General features: G+C 71.6%; 24 protein-coding genes. 9 read left to right on the top strand and 15 right to left on the bottom strand.

Annotated features, from left to right (window positions below; all coding sequences use genetic code 11):
* The first annotated feature begins 65 nt into the window (after positions 1-65).
* The 3 genes from ACIOD2_RS12075 (at position 66) to ACIOD2_RS12065 (ending at position 3,968) form a co-directional block, all read left to right on the top strand.
* Entirely contained in the window at positions 66-1,475 is a 1,410-nt protein-coding gene (locus ACIOD2_RS12075) for an MDR family MFS transporter (protein WP_400536883.1), read from the top strand.
* A gap of 81 nt (positions 1,476-1,556) precedes the next feature.
* The gene (locus tag ACIOD2_RS12070; RefSeq protein ID WP_400536881.1) at positions 1,557-3,059 is read left to right on the top strand and encodes an alpha/beta hydrolase; all 1,503 of its coding nucleotides are present in this window, start codon (positions 1,557-1,559) and stop codon (positions 3,057-3,059) included.
* Positions 3,060-3,131: 72 nt separating this feature from the next.
* Positions 3,132-3,968 carry an SGNH/GDSL hydrolase family protein gene (locus ACIOD2_RS12065; RefSeq protein ID WP_400536879.1) on the top strand — a complete coding sequence of 279 codons (837 nt, stop codon included), beginning with the start codon at positions 3,132-3,134 and terminating at the stop codon, positions 3,966-3,968.
* Between the two features lie 219 nt (positions 3,969-4,187).
* Here ACIOD2_RS12065 and ACIOD2_RS12060 read toward each other — a convergent pair whose 3' ends face one another.
* The 10 genes from ACIOD2_RS12060 to ACIOD2_RS12015 form a co-directional block, all read right to left on the bottom strand.
* On the bottom strand, positions 4,188-4,973 hold the full coding sequence (locus ACIOD2_RS12060) for a DeoR/GlpR family DNA-binding transcription regulator (RefSeq protein ID WP_400536877.1): 786 nt from the start codon (positions 4,971-4,973) through the stop codon (positions 4,188-4,190).
* A gap of 102 nt (positions 4,974-5,075) precedes the next feature.
* Positions 5,076-6,896, bottom strand: coding sequence for a DUF5107 domain-containing protein (locus ACIOD2_RS12055; RefSeq protein ID WP_400536875.1), 1,821 nt, complete (start codon positions 6,894-6,896; stop codon positions 5,076-5,078).
* Complete coding sequence (locus tag ACIOD2_RS12050; RefSeq protein WP_400536873.1) at positions 6,893-7,954, bottom strand: ABC transporter ATP-binding protein; 1,062 nt, start codon at positions 7,952-7,954, stop codon at positions 6,893-6,895. The genes ACIOD2_RS12055 and ACIOD2_RS12050 overlap by 4 nt, the downstream gene beginning before the upstream one ends.
* Positions 7,955-7,960: 6 nt before the next feature.
* Entirely contained in the window at positions 7,961-8,890 is a 930-nt protein-coding gene (locus ACIOD2_RS12045; protein ID WP_400536871.1) for a carbohydrate ABC transporter permease, read from the bottom strand.
* 10 nt (positions 8,891-8,900) lie between these two features.
* Positions 8,901-9,854, bottom strand: coding sequence for a sugar ABC transporter permease (locus ACIOD2_RS12040; RefSeq protein WP_323322564.1), 954 nt, complete (start codon positions 9,852-9,854; stop codon positions 8,901-8,903).
* Positions 9,854-11,230, bottom strand: coding sequence for an ABC transporter substrate-binding protein (locus ACIOD2_RS12035; protein WP_400538004.1), 1,377 nt, complete (start codon positions 11,228-11,230; stop codon positions 9,854-9,856). Before ACIOD2_RS12035 ends, ACIOD2_RS12040 begins: the two co-directional genes overlap by 1 nt.
* A gap of 126 nt (positions 11,231-11,356) precedes the next feature.
* Positions 11,357-12,211, bottom strand: coding sequence for a ketose-bisphosphate aldolase (locus ACIOD2_RS12030; protein WP_400536869.1), 855 nt, complete (start codon positions 12,209-12,211; stop codon positions 11,357-11,359).
* A gap of 3 nt (positions 12,212-12,214) precedes the next feature.
* Entirely contained in the window at positions 12,215-13,120 is a 906-nt protein-coding gene (locus tag ACIOD2_RS12025) for a 1-phosphofructokinase family hexose kinase (protein ID WP_400536867.1), read from the bottom strand.
* 7 nt (positions 13,121-13,127) lie between these two features.
* On the bottom strand, positions 13,128-14,009 hold the full coding sequence (locus ACIOD2_RS12020; protein WP_400536865.1) for an SIS domain-containing protein: 882 nt from the start codon (positions 14,007-14,009) through the stop codon (positions 13,128-13,130).
* Between the two features lie 409 nt (positions 14,010-14,418).
* On the bottom strand, positions 14,419-14,646 hold the full coding sequence (locus tag ACIOD2_RS12015; protein WP_400536863.1) for a hypothetical protein: 228 nt from the start codon (positions 14,644-14,646) through the stop codon (positions 14,419-14,421).
* Positions 14,647-14,778: 132 nt separating this feature from the next.
* Between ACIOD2_RS12015 and ACIOD2_RS12010 the strand changes: the two genes are divergently transcribed.
* Positions 14,779-15,219: a GNAT family N-acetyltransferase gene (locus ACIOD2_RS12010; protein ID WP_400536861.1), complete on the top strand. Its 441-nt coding sequence runs from the start codon at positions 14,779-14,781 to the stop codon at positions 15,217-15,219.
* On the opposite strand, the gene ACIOD2_RS12005 is transcribed toward ACIOD2_RS12010, so the two are convergent.
* Entirely contained in the window at positions 15,216-15,779 is a 564-nt protein-coding gene (locus ACIOD2_RS12005) for a hypothetical protein (RefSeq protein WP_400536859.1), read from the bottom strand. The two genes, ACIOD2_RS12010 and ACIOD2_RS12005, sit on opposite strands and share 4 nt — an antisense overlap.
* 90 nt (positions 15,780-15,869) lie before the next feature.
* Positions 15,870-16,565 (bottom strand): SDR family oxidoreductase, encoded by a 696-nt coding sequence (locus ACIOD2_RS12000; RefSeq protein ID WP_400536857.1) that lies wholly within the window; start codon positions 16,563-16,565, stop codon positions 15,870-15,872.
* A 102-nt stretch (positions 16,566-16,667) separates the two neighbouring features.
* Here ACIOD2_RS12000 and ACIOD2_RS11995 point away from each other — a divergent pair, with 102 nt between their 5' ends.
* From ACIOD2_RS11995 to ACIOD2_RS11985, 3 genes are all read left to right on the top strand, one after another.
* Positions 16,668-17,570, top strand: coding sequence for a LysR family transcriptional regulator (locus ACIOD2_RS11995; protein WP_400536855.1), 903 nt, complete (start codon positions 16,668-16,670; stop codon positions 17,568-17,570).
* 205 nt (positions 17,571-17,775) lie between these two features.
* A complete protein-coding gene (locus tag ACIOD2_RS11990) occupies positions 17,776-18,927 on the top strand; it encodes a lytic transglycosylase domain-containing protein (protein ID WP_400536853.1) in 1,152 nt (383 codons plus the stop codon).
* Positions 18,924-19,199 (top strand): hypothetical protein, encoded by a 276-nt coding sequence (locus tag ACIOD2_RS11985; protein ID WP_400536851.1) that lies wholly within the window; start codon positions 18,924-18,926, stop codon positions 19,197-19,199. The genes ACIOD2_RS11990 and ACIOD2_RS11985 overlap by 4 nt, the downstream gene beginning before the upstream one ends.
* A gap of 57 nt (positions 19,200-19,256) precedes the next feature.
* Here the strand turns inward: ACIOD2_RS11985 and ACIOD2_RS11980 are convergent, their stop codons facing one another.
* Positions 19,257-20,057 carry a TetR/AcrR family transcriptional regulator C-terminal domain-containing protein gene (locus ACIOD2_RS11980; RefSeq protein ID WP_400536849.1) on the bottom strand — a complete coding sequence of 267 codons (801 nt, stop codon included), beginning with the start codon at positions 20,055-20,057 and terminating at the stop codon, positions 19,257-19,259.
* A gap of 109 nt (positions 20,058-20,166) precedes the next feature.
* Here ACIOD2_RS11980 and ACIOD2_RS11975 point away from each other — a divergent pair, with 109 nt between their 5' ends.
* Positions 20,167-20,580, top strand: coding sequence for a DUF1992 domain-containing protein (locus ACIOD2_RS11975; RefSeq protein WP_400536847.1), 414 nt, complete (start codon positions 20,167-20,169; stop codon positions 20,578-20,580).
* Here ACIOD2_RS11975 and ACIOD2_RS11970 read toward each other — a convergent pair.
* On the bottom strand, positions 20,563-21,240 hold the full coding sequence (locus tag ACIOD2_RS11970; RefSeq protein ID WP_400536845.1) for a YidC/Oxa1 family membrane protein insertase: 678 nt from the start codon (positions 21,238-21,240) through the stop codon (positions 20,563-20,565). The genes ACIOD2_RS11975 and ACIOD2_RS11970 overlap by 18 nt on opposite strands.
* Before the next feature lie 63 nt (positions 21,241-21,303).
* Positions 21,304-21,576, bottom strand: a complete 273-nt coding sequence (locus ACIOD2_RS11965) for a DUF6412 domain-containing protein (protein ID WP_400536843.1) — start codon at positions 21,574-21,576, stop codon at positions 21,304-21,306.
* A gap of 74 nt (positions 21,577-21,650) precedes the next feature.
* Here ACIOD2_RS11965 and ACIOD2_RS11960 point away from each other — a divergent pair, with 74 nt between their 5' ends.
* Entirely contained in the window at positions 21,651-22,772 is a 1,122-nt protein-coding gene (locus ACIOD2_RS11960; protein ID WP_400536841.1) for a metallophosphoesterase, read from the top strand.
* Position 22,773: the final 1 nt, after the last annotated feature.

The following is a 22,773-nucleotide window of genomic DNA, read 5'->3' as shown; positions in this document are numbered from 1 at the left end:
TACCTCGAGAGGCCGTGCGGTCACACAGTTGACTTCGACCTTTCTTGAGCTTTTACCGTCGATCCATGAGTGATCTCCACGAGCGGACCGCGCTGCCGCCGATTCCCCGTGCCGTCTGGATCGCCTCCGGGGTCATGGCGCTCGGCGGTTTCCTCGGGAACATGGACGGCTCGATCGTCGCCGTCGGGCTGGAGTCGTTGCGGCTGAGCCTGGGGGTCGGGCTCGTCGAGATCCAGTGGGTCGCCACCGCTTACCTGCTCGGTCTCTCCGCCGCCCTCCCGCTGACCCCGTGGCTCGTCCGGCGGTTCGGCGCGGGACGGCTGTGGCTCGGCGCCCTCGCCGCGTTCCTGCTGACGTCGGCGGCGTGCGCGCTCGCGCCCGGCGCGACCACGCTGATCGGGGTGCGCGCGGTGCAGGGCATGGCCGCCGGGGTCATGGTCACGGCCGGGCAGACCGTGATCGGGCTGGCCGTCGGGCCGGAACGGCTCGGGCGGACCATGGGCACGCTGGGCCTGGTGGTCGGGCTCGCGCCGGTGGTCGGGCCGAGCGTCGGCGGCTTCCTGCTCGCGCACTTCTCGTGGCCGGTGCTGTTCTGGCTGAACCTGCCGATCGGGCTGGTCGCGTTCGGGCTGGCGCTGCGGTTCGTGCCGCGCGGCGACCGTCGGCAGCCGCCGCCGATGGACTGGCCCGGGCTGATCCTGGTGTCACTCGGCCTGCCCTTGGTCGTCTACGCGCTCACCGAACTCGGCGCGCCCGGGTCCGCCGGCCCGCTGAACGTCGTGCTGGCGGTGACCGGCGCCGTCGCGCTCGCGGTGTTCACGTGGTGGTCGCTGCGCGCGCCGCATCCGGTACTGCGGCTGAGGCTGGCTTCGCGGCCGGTCATGGGCGCGGCGCTGGCGTCCGTGCTGCTCGCGGGCGCCGGGATGTTCGGCGCGGTCCTGCTGCTCCCCCTGTGGTTCCAGGTCCGCCTCGGCGCCGGCCCGGCCGAAGCCGGCGTGCTGCTCGCGCCGATGGGCTTGGCCACCACGGTGTTCGTGCTGGTGGCCGGGCGATTGACCGACCGCTACGGCGGCGGCACCGTCTCGCTCACCGGTTCGCTGGTGGTGCTGGCGAGCACGGTGCCGATGCCCTGGCTCGGCCCGGAGACGCCGATGTGGCTGACCCAGGCGTTGCTGGTGGTCCGCGGCGCCGGGCTGGGCCTGTCGATCATGCCGGCGTCGACGGCGGCGTACGCGTCGGTCGGCGCGAGCGAGCTGGGCCACGCGACGGCGCTGGTCAACATCGTGCTGCGCGTGGGCGGCGCGGTCGGCGGCGCGCTGTGCGTCATCGTGCTTTCACGCGGGCTCACCACCGGCCCGGCGACCGGGTTCGGCTGGGCGTTCGGCGTCCTGGGTGCGCTCTGCGTGCTCGGCACCTTCGCCACGGCCTGGCTCCGGCGCGCGGAACGATCATCCACAGTGGACGCCACGACATGACCCACCGGCGATCCTGGCGCGATCAGCCGATTGGTGATTTCCTGGAGCCGATCAACCACTGTCGGTAACGGAAGGCTGGTTATGCTGGGGGTAGGAAAGCGGCTGCTGACAGCCGTGGCGGTCACGGCGGTCACCGGAAGCCTGCTGGCCGCGGCGCCGGCGTCGGCCGCGACAGCGGGAACGATCGACTGGCAGCCGTGCGCGGACGCGCCCGGCGTCGACTGCGGCACGGTCACCGTGCCGATCGACTACGGCCACCCGGACAGGGGCACCACGAGCGTCGCGCTCGCCCGGCGCAAGGCCACCGATCCGCAGGCCAGGATCGGCGCGGTCCTGATGGATCCGGGCGGCCCCGGCGGCTCGGGCGTGGGCGAGGTCAAGGCCGGCTGGTCGCTCTCGGCCGACGTCACGAAGCGGTTCGACACCGTGGGCTTCGACCCGCGCGGCATCGGCGACAGCACGCAGATCAAGTGCGGCCTCGACGAGGTCATCGCCGATCACCCGGCCGTGCCGGCCAACCAGGCCGAGTTCGAGCAGCTCGCGCAGTACAACCGGAAGGTCGGCGAGAGCTGCTCCCGGCTCACCGGGCCGCTGGCGAGCTTCGCCGACACCAAGACCGTCGCGCGGGACATGGACGCGATCCGCGCCGCGCTCGGCGAGAAGAAGCTGACCTACTACGGCGTTTCGTACGGCACGCTGATGGGCCAGCAGTACGCCGAGCTGTTCCCGGACAAGGTCCGCGCGCTCGTGCTGGACAGCAACATGGACCACTCGCAGCAGGGCGCGTGGGACTTCTTGCTCAGCGAAACCAAGTCCGTGCAGGCGGAGTTCGGCGAGTTCGCCGCGTGGTGCGGCCGGACGCCGGCCTGTGCGTTGCACGGCCAGGACGTCTCGAAGGTGACGCGGGCCCTGCAGGACAAGGCCGCGCGCGGGGAGCTGAAGGAACCGCAGAGCGGTGAGGCGATCACGCCGCTGACCCTCGCGTCGATCTTCCAGGGCGCGTTCTACGGCCCGAGCTGGGACCAGCTGGCGAAGACGCTGAAGTCCTTCGCGGACGGCACACCGGCGGCCGCGTCGGCGAAGCTGCGGGACGAGACGCCGGTCAACACCGTGTTCCAGAGCGTGTTCTGCGACGACTGGCGCCTGCCGGTGCACAACTACGCCGAGCTCGAGACCTACCGGCGCGCGGTGGCGGCGTTCGCCCCGGACGTCAAGCTCAACTCGCTGGGCTGGCAGGCGGTGACCGGCTGCATCGGCTGGCCGGAGAAGGCGAGCAACCCGCAGCACCCGCTGCAGGTGCACGGCGCACCGCCGCTGCTGGTGCTGAGCAGCGAGTACGACCCGGCGACGCCGTACGCGTGGTCGCAGACGGTGGCCCGGCAGAGCGGCAACACGCTGCTCACCTACGACGGCTGGGGCCACGGCGCCTACTTCAAGAAGAGCGACTGCGTCACCAAGGCGGCCGACGACTACCTGATCACCGGCAAGCTCCCGGCCAGGGGCACGCACTGCGCCGCGGTGGAGCCGGACGCGCCCCAGGCCCGGATCGCCGGGCCGAAGGCGCCGTCGGCGATCGGCTTCTGACGCTTCCGTTGCGGGGCCGGGACCGGCACAATCGGTTCCGGCCTCGCAGCGTCGCGGGGAAGGGAGACCGTCATGCGGTTCAGGACTTTCCTCGCGAGCACGGCGATAGCGGTCACGCTGACCGGGCTGGCCACGGCCCCCGCGGACGCCGGCGGCCGCACTTATCTCGCCCTCGGCGACTCGGTGGCGTTCGGCTACCGGCCGGGCGCCGTGACACCGGTTTCGGACTACCTCAACGCGGCGAACTTCCGTGGTTACGCGGAGAACTACGCGTCCCTGCGCGGACTGCGGCTCGCGAACGCGTCGTGTCCCGGTGAGACGACCGGGAGTTTCCTGGAGGCCGGCGCGCAGAGCAACGGCTGCGAGAACTCCGTCGGCTCCCCGGTCGGCTACCGGACGACGTTCCCGCTGCACGTGACGTACGCAGGTACGCAGATCGACTACGCCACGCGGTACCTGCGCACCCACCGGGATACCAAGCTGGTGACGCTGAACATCGGCGCCAACGACATGTTCGTCTGCCAGGCGACGACCCCGGACCAGTGCACCGGCACGGACTTCCAGGCGGCGCTGAACCAGGTGAGCCGCAACGTCGCGACGATCCTCGGCGCGGTGCGCGCCCACTACCGCGGGGACGTCGTGCTCGTGTCGTACTACTCGCTGGACTACCGCGACCCGGTGCAGGTCAAGCAGGTGCAGGCGATCAACGCGGCGCTGACGCAGGTGACCCGCCGCTACCACGGGAAGATCGCCGACGGTTTCACGGCGTTCCGCCTGGCGTCCCTCCGCACAGGCGGCGACCCGTGCGCGGCGGGCCTGCTGATCAAGCTGCCAACGGGCGGCTGTGACGTCCACCCGACAGCGGCCGGCCACCGGGTTTTGACGGCGGCTCTCACCTTGGCGCGCTAGACGGCCTGCACCTCAACACCGACCGCTTCGAACGCGCGGACAGCTTCGGCGGCCCGTCACTAAAGGCGTGCACCTGGGCCGTCCCAAACGCCCGCGGCCACCCTCAGACGGTCTGCACCTCAACACCAGCCGCCCCGAACGCGCGGACAGCTACGGCGGCCCGTCACCAAGCGCGCACCTGGGCCGCCGCAAACGCGCGCGAACACCCGGCGCCCACCCTCACACGGACTGCACCTCAACACCGGCCGCTTCGAACGCGCGCACGATCTCGGGGTCGGCCTCGGTGTCCGTCACCAGCGCGTGGACCTGCGTCGTCTCGCAGATGCGGGCGAACGCGCGGCGGCCCAGCTTCGAACCGTCCGCCACCGCCACCACGCGCTCGGCGCGCTCCACCATCAGGCGGTTGATGCTCGCCTCGCCCTCGTGGTGCGCGAACGCGCCCGCGTCCGGGTCGAACGCGTCGACACCCAGGAACAGCAGGTCGATCGTCAGCTCGCTGAGCACCCGCGTGGCCAGCGGCCCGCTCAGTTCGAACGACTGCGGGCGGGCCACCCCGCCCGTCACCACGATCTTGACGTTCGGGCGGACCGCCAGCTCGTGCGCGATGTTCAGCGCGTTCGTCACGACCGTGATGCCCGGCGCGTCACCGCGGCCGGACAGGTCGGAGCGCATCGTCAGGGCCCGCGCGACGCCGGCCGTCGTCGTGCCGCCGTTGAGCCCGACCACCATGCCCTTCGCGGCGAACGCGGCCGCGGCGGCGCTGATCCGCTGCTTCTCCGGGACGTGCCGGGCAGTCTTGTAGCGCAGCGGCAGGTCGTAGGCGAGGTCGTTCGCGACGGCGCCACCCCGCGTGCGCGTGAGCAGCTGCTGCTCCGCCAGATGGTCGAGATCGCGGCGGATCGTCGCCGCGGAGACGTTCAGCTCCCCGGCCACGTCCTCGACGTCGATCTTTTCCCGCTGTCCCAGCATGTCCAGCAGGGTGCTCAGCCGTTCGTGCCGGGCCATCGGCGGTACTCCCTAGCTTCCTGTGCACAAAGAGGTGCGCTGTTGACCACCGTTTCGAGCATTATGCTGCACAATCACCGGTGCTCGCGCGCGGCACGCCGCCTACTTCATCCGGAAGTCATAGCGCTCCGGCAGCGGATCGGACGACAGCGCCGCCCAGGTGTCGGACAACGACGTCTCGCCCTCGCGGATGTTCGCCACCTCGAACCCGGCGTCGAACACGGCCCGCGCACCGGAGACGTCACCCAGCGCCAGCCGCGCCCGCGCGGCCAGCAACGCGAGCCGTCCCGTCGGTTCCGCGGGCAGCTCCGGCGTGCGTCCGGCCGCCAGCTGCGCCGTGACCGCTTCGACCTGCAGCGATTCCACGTCAGGAGCCAGTTTCACCGCCCGCTCGTACAGCTGCGCCGCCTCGACCGGGTCGTCGGTGGCCACAGCCAGGCACCGCAACGCCCAGGCGTTCTCGGCCGAAGCCACCGAGGCCGTCCACGCCTCCCGCGCCGCGTCGTGACGTCCGGCCGCCCAGCGCGCGACACCCCGGTGGTACCAGGTCAGCCAGTTGTCCGGCGTGTGCTCCAGCAGATCGGTCCAGTACCGGTTGACCAGCGTCGACGGCGGCACGGCCCGAGGGTCACCCTCCGGCGGCGTACCGTCCAGCAGGGACAGCCACGGCTCCTGCTCCGGCCCCAGTGATTCCGAAGGATAAGGCGTCCCCGGCAGGCACGTCGGCATCCGGCGCGCCTCCAGCGCACCCCAGCCGGACCCCGTGGCCAGCAACGACTCCGGCTCGACGTCGAGGATCTTCCGCCATTCGTCGTGGTATCCGGCCAGAACCGGCGTGACGACGGCGTCGGTCGCCGCCTGCCAGTCGTCACCGTGGACCACCGCGGGGTCGGCCGAGATCGGGCCGTACGCCTCCAGCCAGTCCCACGACTCGCCCGCCGGGAGCCGCAGGTGCTCCAGCTGCGTGCGGGCCAGCCCGGCCTGGATCTCCAGGTAGCCGCCTGCGCCCGGCGCCAGCCATTCCTGCCAGCGACGCCCGCCCGCGGACTCGCCCCACAGGAACAGCTTCCGGCCGCGCAGCCGCTCGGTCGACGTCTGCAGCAGGCCACGCCCGTCGCCGTCGATCGCGGCGATCCACGGCTTCGAGCACTCGAAGAAGTAGTCGGCGGCGGACTCGGCCCGCGCCGGGTAGGTCAGCGCGCCCGGGACGTCGACCAGGTCCAGCCGCCCGGAGTAGCCGTAGTGCCAGGCCTGCGTCGCGGGCGCGAGCACGCGCGTGTCCGGCGTCTGCGGCACGGCGATGTTCGACCACCAGTACACCGGGACGTCGTGCGGGTGCGGGTTGCGGATCCGGACGCCCACCAGCAGGAAGTCGGAGTCCTCCGGCAGCCAGAAGTCCAGGTGGTACGGCAGGTCGCGGGTGCGCTCCCACTCCCACAGCCGAAGCACCGGTGTCCCGTCCGGACCTTCGACGGAAGCCGCGAACATCGGCGCGCACGTCAGCGTCGTGTGCCCGGTGCTGCCCAGGTTCCACTCGACCCCACCGGCGAACCAGGCGTCCCGCAGGGCGAGGTTCGCGGGCTGGAACACCGGGTTGCGGTAGAGCAGCTCACGTCCGTTGTGGACCAGCGAGTACAGCCGTCCGCCCAGCGTCGGCAGGATGGTCGCCCGCACCCGGTCGTTCTCCAGCACCAGCGCGGGCAGCTCCCGCTCGGTGCGCGAGCGCGAATACCCGTCCTGAAGACGGCACGGCAGCACGGTGTCCAGTCGCCCGTAGTCCAGCCCGGCCGCAAGATCCGGCGGGAGTTCATCCACATTGGACACCGAGGCGACGGCCTCCGGCTTCACCAGCGGCGGCAGCGGGTTCTCGGGTCCCAGCTCGGCCGCGGGCAGCACCAGCGTGGTGCGGTACAGGCGGGTCATGACAGCCGGTCACCGGTGGCGGCGTCGAACAGGTGCACCGAGCCGACCTGCGGCGCCAGCGCGATCGCCTGACCACGCTGCCACGGCGACATGCCCGGCGTGCGGACCGTCAGCACCCGGTCGCCGTCGCGGCAGTACAGGTACTGGTCGCTGCCCAGCTCCTCGACGACCTCGACGATCGCGTCGAACCCGCCGTCCCCGATCGTCCAGCCTTCGGGCCGCACGCCGACGACGATGCCGGGCCCGGTCAGCGCCGAGCGCTGCGCCGGAGTCAAGGGCAGGCGCGTACCGCCGACAACCGCGCCGTCACTGTCCACAGTGGTCTCCAGTAGGTTCATCGCGGGTGAGCCGATGAACCCGGCGACGAACACGTTCACCGGCCGCGCGAACAGCCCGATCGGCGTGTCGACCTGCTGCAGGATGCCGTCCTTGAGCACCGCCACCCGGTCGCCCATCGTCATCGCCTCGACCTGGTCGTGCGTGACGTACAGCGTGGTGACGCCGAGACGCCGTTGCAGCGACGCGATCTGCGTGCGCGTCTGCACCCGCAGTTTGGCGTCCAGGTTGGACAGTGGTTCGTCCATCAGGAACACACTCGGCTCGCGCACGATCGCCCGGCCCATCGCGACGCGCTGACGCTGCCCGCCGGACAGCTTCGCGGGCTTGCGGTCGAGGTACTCGGTCAGGTCGAGCACCTTCGCGGCTTCCTGCACCCGGCGTTCGCGTTCGGCTTTCGGCATCTTGGCCAGCTTCAGGTGGAAGCCGATGTTCTCGCCGACCGACATGTGCGGGTAGAGCGCGTAGTTCTGGAACACCATCGCGATGTCCCGGTCCTTGGGCGGCAGCTCGGTGACGTCCCGGTCGCCGATGTGGATGGAGCCGTCGTCGACGCCCTCCAGCCCGGCCAGCATCCGCAGCGTGGTCGACTTGCCGCAGCCGGACGGCCCGACCAGCACGAGGAACTCGCCGTCGGCGACCTCGAGGTCGAGCCCGTCGACGGCGGGCCGCTCGACCCCGGCGTAGAACCGGGTCGTGTCCTGGAAACTCACGGTGGCCATCAGGTCCTACTTTCCGGCGCCGAGCGTCAGGCCGGTGATGATCCGGCGGGCGAGCACGAGGTAGAGCACGAGCATCGGGAGCACGACGATCGCCACGCCGGCGATCAGGCCGCCGTACTCCGACTGGTAGCTCGCGGCGCCGTAGAAGGTGAACAGCGCCCGCGAGAGCGTGAAGTGGGCCTGGTCCTTGAGGAACACGATCGCCAGCAGCGTCTCGTTCCACAGGCCGATGGCGTTCAGCGTCAACGCCGTGATCAGGCCACCGCGCGCGAGCGGCAGCATGACCGAGAAGAACGTCCGCGTCGGCGAGGCACCGTCCAAAGAGGCCGCTTCCTCCAGTTCGTCCGGCAGCGAGCGGAAGAACCCGGTCAGCAGGAACACCGTGAACGGGATCGACAAGGCGACGTAGAGCAGGAACAGGCCGTACTCGTTGTCCAGGTGGGCTTTGCTCATGGTGACGAACAGCGGGATGATCACCGTCTGGAACGGGACGCCCATGCCGATCGCGACGACGTTCGTCAGCGGCCCGGACCCGCGCACGCCGAGCCGGGTCAGCGCGTACGCGCAGGGCGCGGACACGGCGACCGTCGCGAACGTCGCCAGCCCGACCAGCACGACCGTCGTCAGCACGGCGTCGCCGAACCCGGCGTTGTTCCAGGCGTAGATGAAGTTCCGGAACGGCTTGCCGACGTGGAACCACTGGTACGGCAGGGCGAACGGCTTGGTGAAGATCTCCACCGGCGTCTTGAACGACGCCGTGAGCAGCCAGTACAGCACCAGCACGTTGCCCGCGGTGAACGCCCAGACGATCACGGAACCCAGCAGCCGCAACGGGCTCAGCTTCCGCGAGCCGGGCGCCGGGCGCGGTTTGCGCGGCACCTTGCGCGGCGGCTTCGCGGCCGGACGCGCCGGCGCGGCGGCGTCGGTGACGGTCATCGGGTCTCCCTCAGAACTGGATCGCGTCACGGCGCATCAACCGGCGCAGCAGGACAACGAGAATCGACACCAGCGCGATCATCGCCACCGCGCAGGCGCAGGCGGCACCGAAGTCGGGCGTGCCGTTCGAGCCGAAGGTCCGGTCGAACACGTAGATCCCGAGCGTCCACGCCTGGTTCGGCGGCGCGTACGTGCCCGGCCCGGCCAGCACGAACACCAGCTCGAAGATCTTGAGCGCGTTGATCGTCCACAAGACACCGGCGACACCGACGACGTCCCAGGTCATCGGCAGCGTGATGTTGCGGAACTTCTGCCACGGCGACGCGCCGCCCAGCTCGGCGTCCTCGTAGAGGTACGGCGGGATCCGGTCGACCGCGGCCATCAGGATGGTGATGTAGAAGCCCGAGCTGGCCCAGATCAGCGACGCCGTCACCACGCCGGTCACGTTGGCCGGCGCCAGGAACTTCGCCGCGTCCGCGCCGATGTGCTCCAGCACGTAGTTCGCCAGGCCCTGCTTTCCCGGCTGGTACTTGAAGACGAACCCGAGGAACATGCCCAGCGCGACCGGCGCGACGATGTTCGGGAAGAACAGGATCGCCCGCACGACCTTGCCGCCGCGCATGTCCCGCAGCACCATGGTGAACAGGAACGCCAGCGCGAACGTGCCGATGCCGCCGAGGAAGACGTACACCAGGGTGTTGCGGAAGGCGTACTGGAACGAGTCGCTCGCCCACATCTGCGTGTAGTTGGTGACGCCGTTGGGCTTCGGCGTGTCCCCCGCACCGGCCCAGCTGGTGAAGCTCAGTACGACGGTCGCGAGCGTCGGCAGCACGAGAAACGCCAGGTACAGCACCAAAGCCGGCGCTGCGAACGGCCAGAACAGCCGCTTCTTGCGGCGCAGGTGCGCAGCCCCGGCGGCGCGGGTCCCCCGGGCCCGCGCCGCCGTCGTCGTGACCGTGGCCATCAGCTCTGGTTCTTCCAGAAGTCGGCGCCCTTGGCGGCGAGCTGGTCGACGAACTGCTGGGGGTTCAGCTCACCCTTGAGCAGCGAGGTGTCGGCCGGGTCGAAGACGTCGGTCTGCCACTTGCCGCCGGCGATGCCGTCGATCCCGTCGTACTGCAGGACGTGCTCCTTCTTCGTGTCGTCCATCGCGGCCTTGACCTGCTTGAGGTCGTCCGGCACGGCGAGGTCGGCGCGCGGCACCAGGTTGTCGGCCACCGCCGGGATGCCCGAGAGGATGTCCTTGTTGAGGAAGTAGGCGATGAACGCCTTGGCCGCCTCGGCGTGCTTGGCCTTCTTGGTGACGGCGAAACCGATCGACATCTGCTCGACGGTGTCGTGCGTGGCGCCGGCCGGCATCGGGAACTGGAACGAGCCGTAGTTGATCTTCGTCCCGGCGCCCTGCTTGTCGAGGTACTCGCGCGTCTCGCTCGGCGCCCAGGTGCCGACGTAGAGGTAGCGCGAGTCGCCGTCCGCCCAGCGCTGCTGCACCTGCGGGAACTTCGCCGCGTCCCAGCCGTCGATGAAGTACTTCGGCAGCTTCGCGGTTTCGGTGGCGGCCTTGAGGAAACCGGGGTCGGTCTTCCAGAGCTGCCCGGTCTTGTCGGACGCCGCCTTGTTCAGCCCGCCCGAGCCGACGTAGCGCTCGGCGAGCTGGGTGAAGAAGTACATGTTGTAGAACGGGATGTCGCCGTCCTGGCTGATCGCGGCCTTGCCGTCGGCCTTCGCCTTGTCGAACAGCGCGGTCAGGTCGTCCATCGTCTTCGGCTGCTGGACGTCACCGGCGGCGTCCTTGTTGAACCACCACGCGCTCGACTGGACGGTGTAGGGGACCATGAAGTTGTGGCCCTCGTGGTCCTTGTTCTGCGGGAAGTCGTACGAGCTGGGCGAAAGAACGTCCTTGACGGTCTTGTCACCCTCGCCGACCTTCATCGCGAAGACGTCGTCGACGCTCTGCGTGCCGCCCGGCGTCATGATCGCCGCGCCGACCTTGCTGACGTCCTGGTCGAACAGGTCCGGCACCGCGTCGGTGTTCAGCGCGGGCACCAGGTTCTGCGTGTAGGCCTTGCGCCCCAGCCACTGCACGTTGACCTTGACGCCGGTCTTCTCCTGGAAGCACTTGAAGGCCTTCTGCAGGACCTTGCCCTGCGGCTCGTCGGCCGTCCACATCGCCCAGTAGGTGAGTTCCTTGTCCGTGGCGGGCTTGACCGCCGCCTCCGGGCAGGGCGCGTTGAGGTACTGGTCGACGCCGGGCAGCGCGTTCTCACCGGTGCCACTGTCCGTGTCCGCGCCCCCGCCGCAGCCGGCCAGCAGGAGAGAGGCCCCCACCGCACACGCCATGACCTTGCTTCGCCGCATCCGCCACCACCAGAGCTCGAGTTTCACGCAACTTCTGCGCGTTGCTGCGCAGTTTTGTTAGGTTTCACGCATCTGTCAACACTCAATGGAACAAAATCTGCTCAACCGTCACTTGGGTCCGCCCTCCGTGACCAGCATGAGCACACCGAGCAACCGCCGCACTTCGACGGCGACGGCGTCCCGCCCGGCCCCCAGGTACTTGCGCGGGTCGACCCGGTCCGGGTGCGCACGCCAGTCGCCCGTGGCGGCCGCGGTGAACACCTTGTTGAGCTGGGTGGCGATGTTGATCTTCGTCATCCCGGCTTTCACGGCGTCGGCCAGGCCCTCGTCGGGCACCCCGGAAGAACCGTGCAGCACCAGCGGCACCGGCACCCGGTCCCGTAGCCGGGTGATCAGCTCGAAGTCCAACGCGGCGTCCCGGGTCAGCATCGCGTGCGAGCTGCCGACGGCGACGGCGAGCGCGTCGACCCCGGTGGCGGCGGCGAACTCCGCCGCCTCGTCCGGGTCGGTGCGCGCACCCGGCGCGTGGACGCCGTCCTTGCCACCGACCTCACCCAGCTCGGCCTCGACCCAGACGCCGTGGTCGTGGCAGAACGCGGTGATCTCCCGGGTGGCCCGCACGTTATCGGCGTAGTCCAGTTTGGACGCGTCGAACATGACCGAGCCGAACCCGAGCCCGACGGCCTCCCGCACGAGATCGGCGGACTCGGCGTGGTCGAGGTGCACGGCGACGTCCGGCTCCGCCTCGCGGGCCGCGGCCAGCGCCGCACCGCCGATCGGCGCCAGCGCACCGTGGTAGCGCACGGCGTTCTGGCTGAGCTGCACGATCACCGGCGCCCGGGCCGCGGCCGCGCCGTCGACGATCGCGGTGATGTGCTCCAGCTGGATGGCGTTGAACGCTCCGCAGCCGCGCCTCGCCGCCGCGGCGGCGCCGACGATCTCCCCGGTGCTCACCAGAGGCATCGTTCACTCCTGTTCCGGCCGGGCGCGCACGGCGACCAGCCCCAGTTCGCGGTGGTAGTGCGCGAGATCGACGTCCCCGGCGAGCGGCCCGAGCACGGCCGCGCCGGACAGCGCGACGGCCCGGCGCAGGATGTCCGGCCACGGTTCGCGCCGGCTGAGCCCGAGCGCGAGCGCCGCGACCACGGCGTCACCCGCGCCGGTGCTGTTGCCACTGAGCACAGTGGACGGTGTCGCTTGCCAGACGCCCGCGGCGGTGACCGCCAGCAGGCCTTCGGCCCCGAGCGAGACGACGACCGCGCGCGCCCCGGCGCGGCGCAGCTCACCGGCCGCGGCCACCGGGTCGTCGAGGCCCGTGACCTCGCGCAGCTCTTCGGCGTTCGGCTTGACCACGGCCGGCCGCCCGGCCAGCCCGGCCAGCAGCGCCGGACCGGACGTGTCCAGGACGGCCGTCGTCCCGGCGATCAGCTGGGCGTAGCCGTCCTCCGGCGCGCCCGGCGGCAGGCTGCCGGAGCAGACCAGGACGTCCGGCTCGCGCCGGCGGACCCGCTCGGCCAGCGCCGTCCACTCCGGACCGCTGAGCACCGGGCCCGGCTCGTTGAACAAGGTGACCGAACCGTCCACGGCGGACAGCACGGTCGTGGTCCGGCGGGTCTCCCCGGCGATCGGCACCAGCTCCGCGGCCAGTCCCGCCACGCCGAGCTCCGCCGCGACCGCGGCGCCGGTCGCGCCGCCCGCCGTGGCGATCGCGCCGACGTCCGCCCCGAGCGCGTGCAGCACGCGGGCGACGTTCACGCCCTTGCCGCCCGCCCGCCGCCGGACGTCGCGCGCCCGGTGCACGCCGTCCGGGACCAGGCTGTCCACTGTGTACGTGACGTCGAGCGCGGTGTTCGGCGTCACCGTGACGATCACGGCGGGCTCACGTCAGCACGACGGAGCGGGTGAGGCTGCGCGGGTTGTCCGGGTCGAGGCCCTTGCGCCGGGCGATCGCGCCCGCGACGAGCTGGGCCCGCACCAGGTCGGCGAGCGGGTCGAGGCCGCTCTCGACGAACGTGCCACCCGCGCGGCGGACGTCCTCGGCGAGCCCGTCGGGCGCGCTGCCGAACATCCAGGTCACCCGGCCCGGCTCGGCGATGCTGATCGGGCCGTGCCGGTAGTCCCACGCCGGGTAGGACTCCGTCCACAGCAGGCACGCCTCGCGGAACTTGAGCGCCGCCTCGTTCGCGATGCCCACCGACCAGCCGGTGCCGAGGAAGCTGAACTGCCCGGCGCCGACCAGCGACTCCGGCAGCGGCTCGGCCAGCACCCGCTCGGCCTGCGCGACGACCTCGGTCAGGTCCTCACCGAGGTGCGCGCGCAGCATCGCGAGCGCGGTGGTGGCGAAGCGGGTCTGCACGACCGAGCGCTCGTCCACCGCGGACAGGTCGACGACGGTGTCCGCGGCCCCGGCGATCTCGGCGGGCACGCCGGTGATGGCCGTGGTCGGGGTGCGGCCGCGCAGCCGTGCGAGCAGGCTGTGCACCTCGGTCGTGGTGCCCGAGCGGCTCAGCGCGAGCACGTGGTCGTAGGCCCGCCCGGCCGGGAACTCGGACGCGGCGAACGCGTCGGTCTCCCCGAGCCCGGCGGTTTCGCGCAGCACGGCGTACGCCTGGCCGACGAACCACGACGTCCCACAGCCGACGATCGCCACCCGCGCGCCCGGCGCCGGCAACAGCCCGGCGTTCGCCGAGGCCAGCGCGGCCGCGTCCCGCCAGCAGCCGGGCTGGCTCGCGATCTCCGCCGCCATGAAGGTCCCGCTCATGAACTCCCCGTTCGTGCCAGTTGTGCGCAACAGCTGTCACGTTAGGTGCAGTTTTGTGCGTCGTCAATCGTCGTATCGTGCAACTTCGGACAGGATCCGCGCAGAGAAGTGCGCGAGAGGGCATGGGTCACCGCGGTCCGGGCGCAGCAAAAAGGCCACCCTCGGCGAGGGTGGCCTGCGGTGGAACGAGGGTCGGCGGCTTACCGCGGCTTGCGGCGCAGCGCCTGGCGACCGCGGCGAGACCAGGCGCCGCGCAGCCGACCCGCCGACGCATGCGGCACGCGGCGGCGAGCAAGAGAAGACCGGGCGCCCGCAGCCTCCAGCCGATCCGCCGCGACCCACGGCGCCGGGCGCAGCAAAAAGGCCACCCTCGGCGAGGGTGGCCTGCGGTGGAACGAGGGGCGGCGGCTTACCGCGGCTTGCGGCGCAGCAGCCCGGTCACCGCGGCCAGCGCGCGGGAGCGCGACGACGGCGCGGGGGTCACGACCGGCTCGGGACCGATGCGGCGGCGCATGCGGTAGGCGAGTTCGAGCACTTCGAGATCTTCGGGCCGGCGTCTGCCGTGGACGTCCGGCCGCAGGTACAGCTCGCTGACCGTGACAGCCTTGCCACTGGCACGGGGTGCCGTGCGCGCCATCGGGAACCTCCGGGAGTAGCTGCCTTGCGGGATGGCGCTGATTCTATGAATCAAATTCGGGTTCGTCACCTTACTCGCCAGTTGTGTCCACGGAATTCATCGAACGGGTCAGGCCGCGCGTTAGCCTCAAGCATGATCACCACTGGGGCCTTGACCGAAACCGACCGTGTGGCCTGGGAAAACCTCTTCGCCGGCTACAACACGTTCTACGGCAGGACACTCGCGCCGGACCTCGTGGACCGCGCGTGGCGTGAGTTCTCGAGCGGCGAGCGGATGCACGCGCTGGGCGCGCGGCTCGACGGCGACCTGGTCGGCATCGTCCACTTCTTCACGCACGTCAGCACGACGTCGGCCGACGTCTGTTACCTGCAGGACCTCTTCACCGCGCCCGAAGCCCGCGGTCACGGGGCCGGCCGGGCACTGATCGAAGCCGTCGCCGATTGGGCGCGGACCCGGGGCTGCGTCCGCGTCTACTGGCACACGCAGACGTCGAACTCGACCGCGCGCCGGCTCTACGACCAGGTCGCGCTCGACAAGGGGTTCATGCAGTACCAGATACCGCTCGGGTCCTAACGGCGGTGCCGGCCGCCACCGCCGCCGCGGTGGTGGCCGTGCCCGCTGTCGCGGTGGGCAGCGGTCCGGACCGCGTGCCGGTCCGGTTTCGCGGTGTGGCTGCGCGACCAGGCCGGGACGTCCGGGATCGCGTGCCGCACCGGCGTCACCTTTTTCGGCGGCTCGGCTTTCTTGACGGGTGCTTTTCCGAAATTCGCTTCGCGCTTGGCGACGGCCGGAGCAATTCCTCCCGAACGAGGGGTCGGCACCGCGGATTCCGGAGTTCCCGGGGAAACGACGGCGTCCACCGGCGTCGGCGTCAGCGCGACCGGCACGGGGTCCAGCCCGACGGGCGGCCACACCGCCCCGGCGGCGTGTTCGTACGGCTGCGACACCGCCGCGGCGACCCCGCCGGTCAGCGCGAGCGCCCCGGCGACCACCGAGAACACCCGGACGCGGGCGAGAGCGCGCGCCCGCGGGGACTGCTGCCGGTGCCGCGCCGGCCCGTCCTCCCGGACGGTGGACCGGACGAGCAACTCGGCGACGCTGACCTGCTCGCGACGCGGAGCCCGACGTGCCATGCCACCCTCCACCCTGGGCCGGCCGAACGGCGGCGGCGCGTCCGGTCGGCCGATCATAGGAACAGCGGCGAGCCCTGTAAAGGATCAGGTTCAGGACAACCGGGCGCCGCCGTCGACGTGCAGAGTCGTGCCCGTGACGAACGGATTCGACAGCAGTGACCGGGTGGCCGCGGAGACATCCGCGGTCGTGCCGATCCGGCGCGCCGGATTCGTTTCCGCCGTGCGGCGGAAGAACTCGTCCTTCGCCGCGCCCAGCCTGTCCCACGCACCCGAGTCGACGATGCCCGGTGACACCGCGTTGACGCGCACCGGCGCGAGGTCCACCGCGAGCGCTTCGGCGAGGAACGCGACCGCGCCGTTGGTCGTGGCCATCACGGCCCGCTCGGGCAACGGGCGCCACGCGGCGACACCGGAGAACAGCACGATGGCACCACCTTCGCGGAATCGCGGCGCGAAGTGCTTGGCCAGCATCATCGGGCCGATCACCTTGGCGTCGAAGGCCCGGGTGACCGCGTCCCGCTCCAGCGTCGTGACCGGCCCGTTCGCCGGTGCCGCCGCGAGGGTGATCAGGTAGTCGAGTTCACCCACCTTCTCGGCAAGCGCTTTCAGGGACGATTCGTCACCGAGATCCGCGAATTCAGTGCGAATTCCGGATTCGGTGAACTCCGCCGGATTCCGCCCGGCGAACACGACCTCCGCGCCCGCCGCGGCCGCGTCCACCGCTATCCGGCGCGCGATACCCGAACCGCCGCCGACGATCACCAGCCGCTTTTTCTCCCAAGACATCATGTGCTCCTTTCGTCTCGCACACCGGGTTCAGCGCGTGGCGGCGCCGGAACCTTCCCGTCGTGATCCGAAGGTTTTCGATGGCTGCGATAGAATCGGCGAATGCCTACGCTGCGCGCCCTCGAGTGCCTCGTCGCGGTGCTGGACGCGGGTTCGATCACCGAAGCGGCCGCGCGGCTGCACCTCTCGCAGCCCGCGCTGTCCCACCAGATCGGCGCGCTCGAACGCGAACTGGGCACGCCGGTGCTCGAACGGTTGCCACGCGGGGTCCGGCCGACCGCGGCGGGCCGGGCGGTGCTGGCCGACGCGCGGGCGGCACTGGCCGCGGCCGAACGGGTGGTCCGCACCGGCCGCGCGGTGGCCGGCGGTGGCGACGGCACCCTCCGGATCGCCTGCGCGGAGACCATGACGGCCGGCCTGCTGGCGCCGGTGCTGCGGGCCTGGCACCGGCAGCGGCCGGGCGTGCTGATCGCGCTCGTCGAGACGACGAGCGCGGACGCGCTGGTCACCGCCGTGGAGACCGGCGAAGCGGACGTCGCGGTGGGGCCGCGGCCGAGCCGGTGGACCGGGCACACCGAGGTGGTGGGGCACGAGGAGGTCGTGCTGGCGCTGGCCGCGGACCACCCGCTCGCCGGCCGCGCGCCGGTGCCGATCGCGGACCTCGCCGGGCTGCCGGTGGTCCACTACCACCCGGACAACGGCCTCGGCGGCTGGCTGGACGCCGTGGCGGCGGAGCACGGCACGGTGCTGGACGCGGTGATGCGGACGAAGCAGGCGGCGACGGCGGCCCAGCTGGCCGCGGCGGGCCTGGGCGTGGCCCTGGTCCCGACGACCGCGCTGACCCGGACGTTCGCGGGTGCGCTGCGGCGGCTGCGGCCCGCACTGCACCGCGACGTCGTCACGTTCACCGCAACGCCGTCGGATTCGCTCGTCCGGCGGTTTTGTTCGGACGTGCGTCACCGCGGGATCGCTGTCCCGGCCCCGCTACTGGACAAACTCTCCTGAGCGACCCGTTAAGTCCTGGTGAATGTGACAGATTTCCGACGATAGTTTTGTGCCAACAGGACGAACTTCTCCCAGAGACCCGGATTTCGCTGTGCCATTCGCCAAAGTTTGCTTACATCGGCTAGCTTGCTCCTACCGGCCAGTACCGGCGGTGGGGCCGATCGGGTGAGGCGATCAGCGAAGATCGAGGGAAGCGGGGACGACCATGCCGAAGCACCGGCCACGTCGCAAGAGCGCGCGTTCCGTTCGCCGGGCCGCCGCGGCGCTCGCCGGCGGCGCGCTCGTCGTGCTGCCCACGCTGACCGCCGGCGGCCTGCCCGCGCCGGTCGTGGTCGCCAGGTCCGGTGACGCGCTGCCCGACCAGGCCGCGCCGCTGCAGCCGCCGAACGTCGTCATGCCGCCGATCGCCGTGGACGGCAGCCTGCCGCAGCCGCCGGTGCCGATGCCACTGGTCGTGCCCGGCGGGCACGCCGGATCGGCGGGCATCTCCGGGCCGCTCGGCATCCCGGCCAGCATGCTCAAGGCGTACAAGAACGCCGCCGAGATCCTGAACAAGGAGCAGCCGGGCTGCCACATCGACTGGGCCCTGATCGCGAGCATCGGCCGGATCGAGTCGAACCACGCCCGCGGCGGGTACGTCAACGCGGCCGGTGACACGCTGGAGCCGATCCTCGGCCCGGTGCTCAACGGCGCGGGCGCGTTCGCCGCGATCCCGGACACCGACGGCGGCAAGTACGACGGCGACCCGGTCTGGGACCGCGCGGTCGGCCCGACGCAGTTCATCCCGGGGACCTGGCGCGGTTACGCCTCCGACGGCAACGGCGACGGCGTCTCGAACCCGAACAACGTCTACGACGAGACCCTGGCCAGCGCGCGGTACCTCTGCTCGGGCGGGCTCGACCTCTCGACGGACGCCGGCCAGCGCATCGCGGTCCGCCGCTACAACAACTCGCAGTCCTATGTGGACACCGTGATGGCGTGGGCCACGGCCTACCGCGGCGGCGTGGCGCAGCTGCCCGACAGCGACATCCCGATCGGCACGCCGAACGCCCCGGACAACGCCGCCGCCGGCGGCCCGGTCGGCACCCCGGCCCCGCCGGCGGTCACCGGCCCGCCGGAGTCGCTCCCCGTGGACCCGGGCACCTCGACGAGTCCGACCACCTCGACGTCGCCGACGTCCGACACGCCGACGACCTCACCGTCGTCGTCCACCACCCCGACCACGCCGCCGGAGACCAGCACACCGCCGGAGACGACCAGCACGACCACCCCGCCGCCGTCGACGACACCGACCACCCCGGCCGGCTCGGCGGAGACGCCCACCGACACCACCACCACGACCAGCCCGACGGGATGAGCCCGATGGAGCCGTTCCTGGTGCACATCCGCTGCGACACCGACGGCTACACCCATGCCGTCACCGAGGACGAGTTCGCGACGGGCCGCCACGACGGCCGGTTCCGCGCGATCTGCGGCCACGTGGTGCTGGCGGCCCCGATGATCGAGGCCCCGGGCCGGTTCGACCCGACCTGCCGCGACCTCCTCCGCGGCGACACCACCCCGGCCGAGCCGACGGTGCCGGCCCAGGAACGCCGCCGCTCGAGGTGGCTGCGCGCCACCCGCCGCTGAGATCACCCAAGTCCGTGAAGGCCACCTTGAGGGACTCTGAGTCCCTCAAGGTGGCCTTCACGGCTTTGAGGTACGGGACTGCTGGTCGCCGCTCACGAGGGCCTCGATGCCGTCGAGCATGCGGTTCAAGCCGAACTCGTACGCCGCGTCACCTTGGGCTTCGGCGGTCTGCTCGAAGCCGCCGCCCAGCCACATGCGGTTGATCGACGGGTGGGCGTCGACCACGAAGTGGTTCTCCCAGAACGACGAGCGCTGGTGCCACCACGCCTCGGTCGACTGGCCCGTGCTGCGTTCCAGGCGCGTGTTCTCCGCGCCCAGCGCCGCGTTCGCGTCGATGTACGTGCCGATGCCGTTGGCCGCCGCGACGGCCTGCCGCGGTGGCAGCCCCAGAGCGTCCACAATGGACAGCAGGTACTCCTGCCCGGCCAGCTGGCCGGGCCCCAGCGGCGGCCGCACCCGCGAGACCTCGCACAGCCACGGGTGCTTCCGGTAGGCCTCGCCGGTCCGCGACGCGTACAGCGCGACCTGCTCGCGCCAGCCGACCGGGCGCGGCTCACCGGGCCCGGGCAGCCGCCGCTCGACGAGCACGTCGTCCACCATCAGGTCCACCAGCTCGGCCTTGCCGGGCACGTACGTGTAGAGCGTCATCGTGCCGGCGCCGAGCTCCTTCGCGACGCGGTGCATCGACGCGGCCGCCAGCCCGTCGGCGTCCGCGACCGCGATCGCCGCCGCGACGATCCGCTCGACCGACAGCGTCGGACGCCGTCCCCTCGTCGGTTCGCCGGCCCCGCCCCGGGCGCGCCAGAGCAGTCCGAGCGTGCGGTCGATGTTCTCGGCACCACTGCGTTCGGCGGTCATGCGCTCCCCTCGCTCCTCCCGCGAATCCTACCCGCCGGACCGCGCTCACCTGGCCGTTCAGGACGTTGGTCCCGTGAATCCGGACGCGCGTCCGCCTACCCTGGAACCCATGACCGGACGCAAGCCGCCCAAGGTCTCCTTCCGCTGGTGGGTCGACCGCCAGATCAGCGAGGCGAAGGACCGGGGCGAGTTCGACGACCTGCCCGGCACCGGCAAGCCGCTGCCGCCGCCCACCGGCAACGACGCCGCGACCGACTGGGTCCTGCGGCGCGTCCGGGCCGAGGGCCACGACACCACGGTGTTGCTGCCGCCCGCGCTGGCGCTCAAGCGCGAAGTGCAGGACCTGCCCGGCAAGCTCGCCGGTGAGCGGACCGAACGGCGGGTGCGGGAGCTCGTCGAGGACCTCAACGAGCGGATCCGTCAGGCCTATCTGAACCACCAGTCCGGCCCGCCGCTCACCGTCGCGCTGGTCGACGTCGAGGAGACGCTCGACGACTGGCGCCGCTCACGCGCCACGCCGTAACAACGCCCGTTCGGCCGCGCTCCACGCCGTCGTCGTGAGCAGGTAGATCCCGGCGGCCTGCGGCACGACGAGCGTCGCGAGCACCGTGCCGTAGGGCAGCAGCCGCAGCAGCTTCCCGCCCGGCACGTCGGCCGCGCCGGCCGCGCGCTGACGGTCCTGCCAGCGCACCGAGAACCACGCGACGACGGCGAGCCCGGCCGCGATCACGAAGACGAGCGGGCTGCCGGCCAGGCCGTGCGCGCCCAGGGGCGTGCCGAACAGCGTCGCGCCGAGCAGCGAGTTGGGCTCGCCGCCGATCGCCGGCGTGGTGAAGAGCCGGTACATCACCATGAAGAACGGCAGCTGCGCCAGCATCGGCAGGCAGCCGACGAACATCGACGTGCCGGTCTCCTGCTGCAGCTTCGTCATCTCCGCGGCCAGGCGTTCCCGGTCCCGGCCGTGCTTGGTCTGCAGTGCCTTGATTTCGGGCATCAGGGCGGCCCGCGCGCGCTCGCCGCGCACCGCCGCCCGGGCGAACGGGTGCAGCAGCAGCCGCACGGAGAGGGTGAACAGGACGATGGCCAGGGCCGCGGCCAGCGGGCCGGTGAACGCCGTGGCCGCGAGCAGCCAGTGGATCAGGTGGTACGCGCCGGCGACGGGCACGTCGAGAAAGCCGAACATGGGCAGCACTCCGCATGAGTGAGAAGGAAAGGGATACGCGGAATGGCTGCGTGAAAGGGGTTCCTACGCAGCCAGGCTGCGGAAACCGGGTGCTCGTGGCCTGCTGCGTCCAGGCGCTCCTGGATCGCGGAGCCGGATGGACTCGGCCCGGCGGGCGCGGCGGCGAGCGGCGGCGACCCGGCTGCGGGCCGGCACCGACCAGAGCGCGAGTTCGCTGCGCTGGGTGCTGCCGACCAGCAGGACGACCAGAAGGCTGGCGGCGGCGAGGGAGGCGAAGGCGACCAGCGCGGTGGGGCTGATCAGCACGGGGAACGCCAGCTCGAGCAACGTGTTCACGACGGCGATCCCCCTTCCTTCCGCTCCCAGCGTAGCGGAAGTGCTAACAGCCCGATGGGCTGTAACCTGGTTCGATGAGAGGCCCTTTGCTCGCGGTGCCGATTCTGGCGCTGCTTCTGCTGTTCGCCGTCCCGTGGTGGACGCTCGTTCTCGCGCCGGAGTGGGGTACCGCGGGCTTCGTCGCCGGTACCGCGCTCTTCGCGCTGGGCCTGGTGACGATGCCCGTCGCGATGGTCTTCGGCCACGGCAAGCGCCAGCGTGACGGCGCCGCCCGCCTCGGCGACACGCTGCTCGCCGTCAGCTGGGTGCTGTTCACGTGGTCGGTGCTGAGCCTGGTGCTGCGCGTCGCGCTCCTGGGCGTCGACGACCCGGCGCGGTCGCGGATCGTCGCGGGCGCGGCGGCGCTCGTGGCCGTCTCGTTGCTGGTGTACGGCAACCGCGTCGCGATGCGCGTGCCGCCGGTGAAGGCGACCGACGTCGTCATCCCGCGGCTCGGCCCGGCGCTCGACGGGCTGCGCGTCGCGGTGCTGACCGACACCCACTTCGGGCCGATCGACCGGACGAAGTGGTCGGAGAAGGTCGTCGCGGCGGTGAACGCGCTGGACGCGGACGTCGTCTGCCACGCGGGTGACCTCGCGGACGGCTCGGTGGCACGGCGCCGCAAGCAGGTCGACCCGCTCGGCGGCGTCCAGGCCAAGCTCGGGCGGTTCTACATCACCGGCAACCACGAGTACTTCGGCGAGGCCCAGGGCTGGCTCGACCACATGGCCGGGCTGGGCTGGGATCCGCTGCACAACCGCTCGACGCTGCTGGAGCGCGGCGGCGACCGGATCGTGTTCGCCGGCATCGACGACCCGACGGGCGCGTCGTCCGGCCTGCCCGGCCACGGCCCCGACCTGCCCGCGGCGCTCGACGGCGTGCCGTCCGAGGTGCCGGTGGTGCTGCTCGCGCACCAGCCGAAGCAGGTCGTGCAGGCCCGGGAAGCGGGCATCGACCTGCAGATCTCCGGGCACACGCACGGCGGGCAGATCTGGCCGTTCCACTTCCTGGTGCGGATCGACCAGCCGATGCTGTCCGGCCTCAAGCGATTCGGGCCGACGCAGGTGTACAACAGCCGCGGCACCGGGTTCTGGGGGCCGCCGTTCCGGGTCTTCGCGCCGAGCGAGATCACGCTCCTCACCCTGCGCCGCGCCTGAG

The sequence above is a fragment of the Amycolatopsis sp. NPDC088138 genome, from assembly GCF_044741685.1.
In the GTDB taxonomy this organism is placed as follows: Bacteria; Actinomycetota; Actinomycetes; order Mycobacteriales; family Pseudonocardiaceae; genus Amycolatopsis.
The sequence above is the reverse complement of the archived record's forward strand: the minus strand, read 5'-3'. Positions and strand labels throughout refer to the sequence as shown.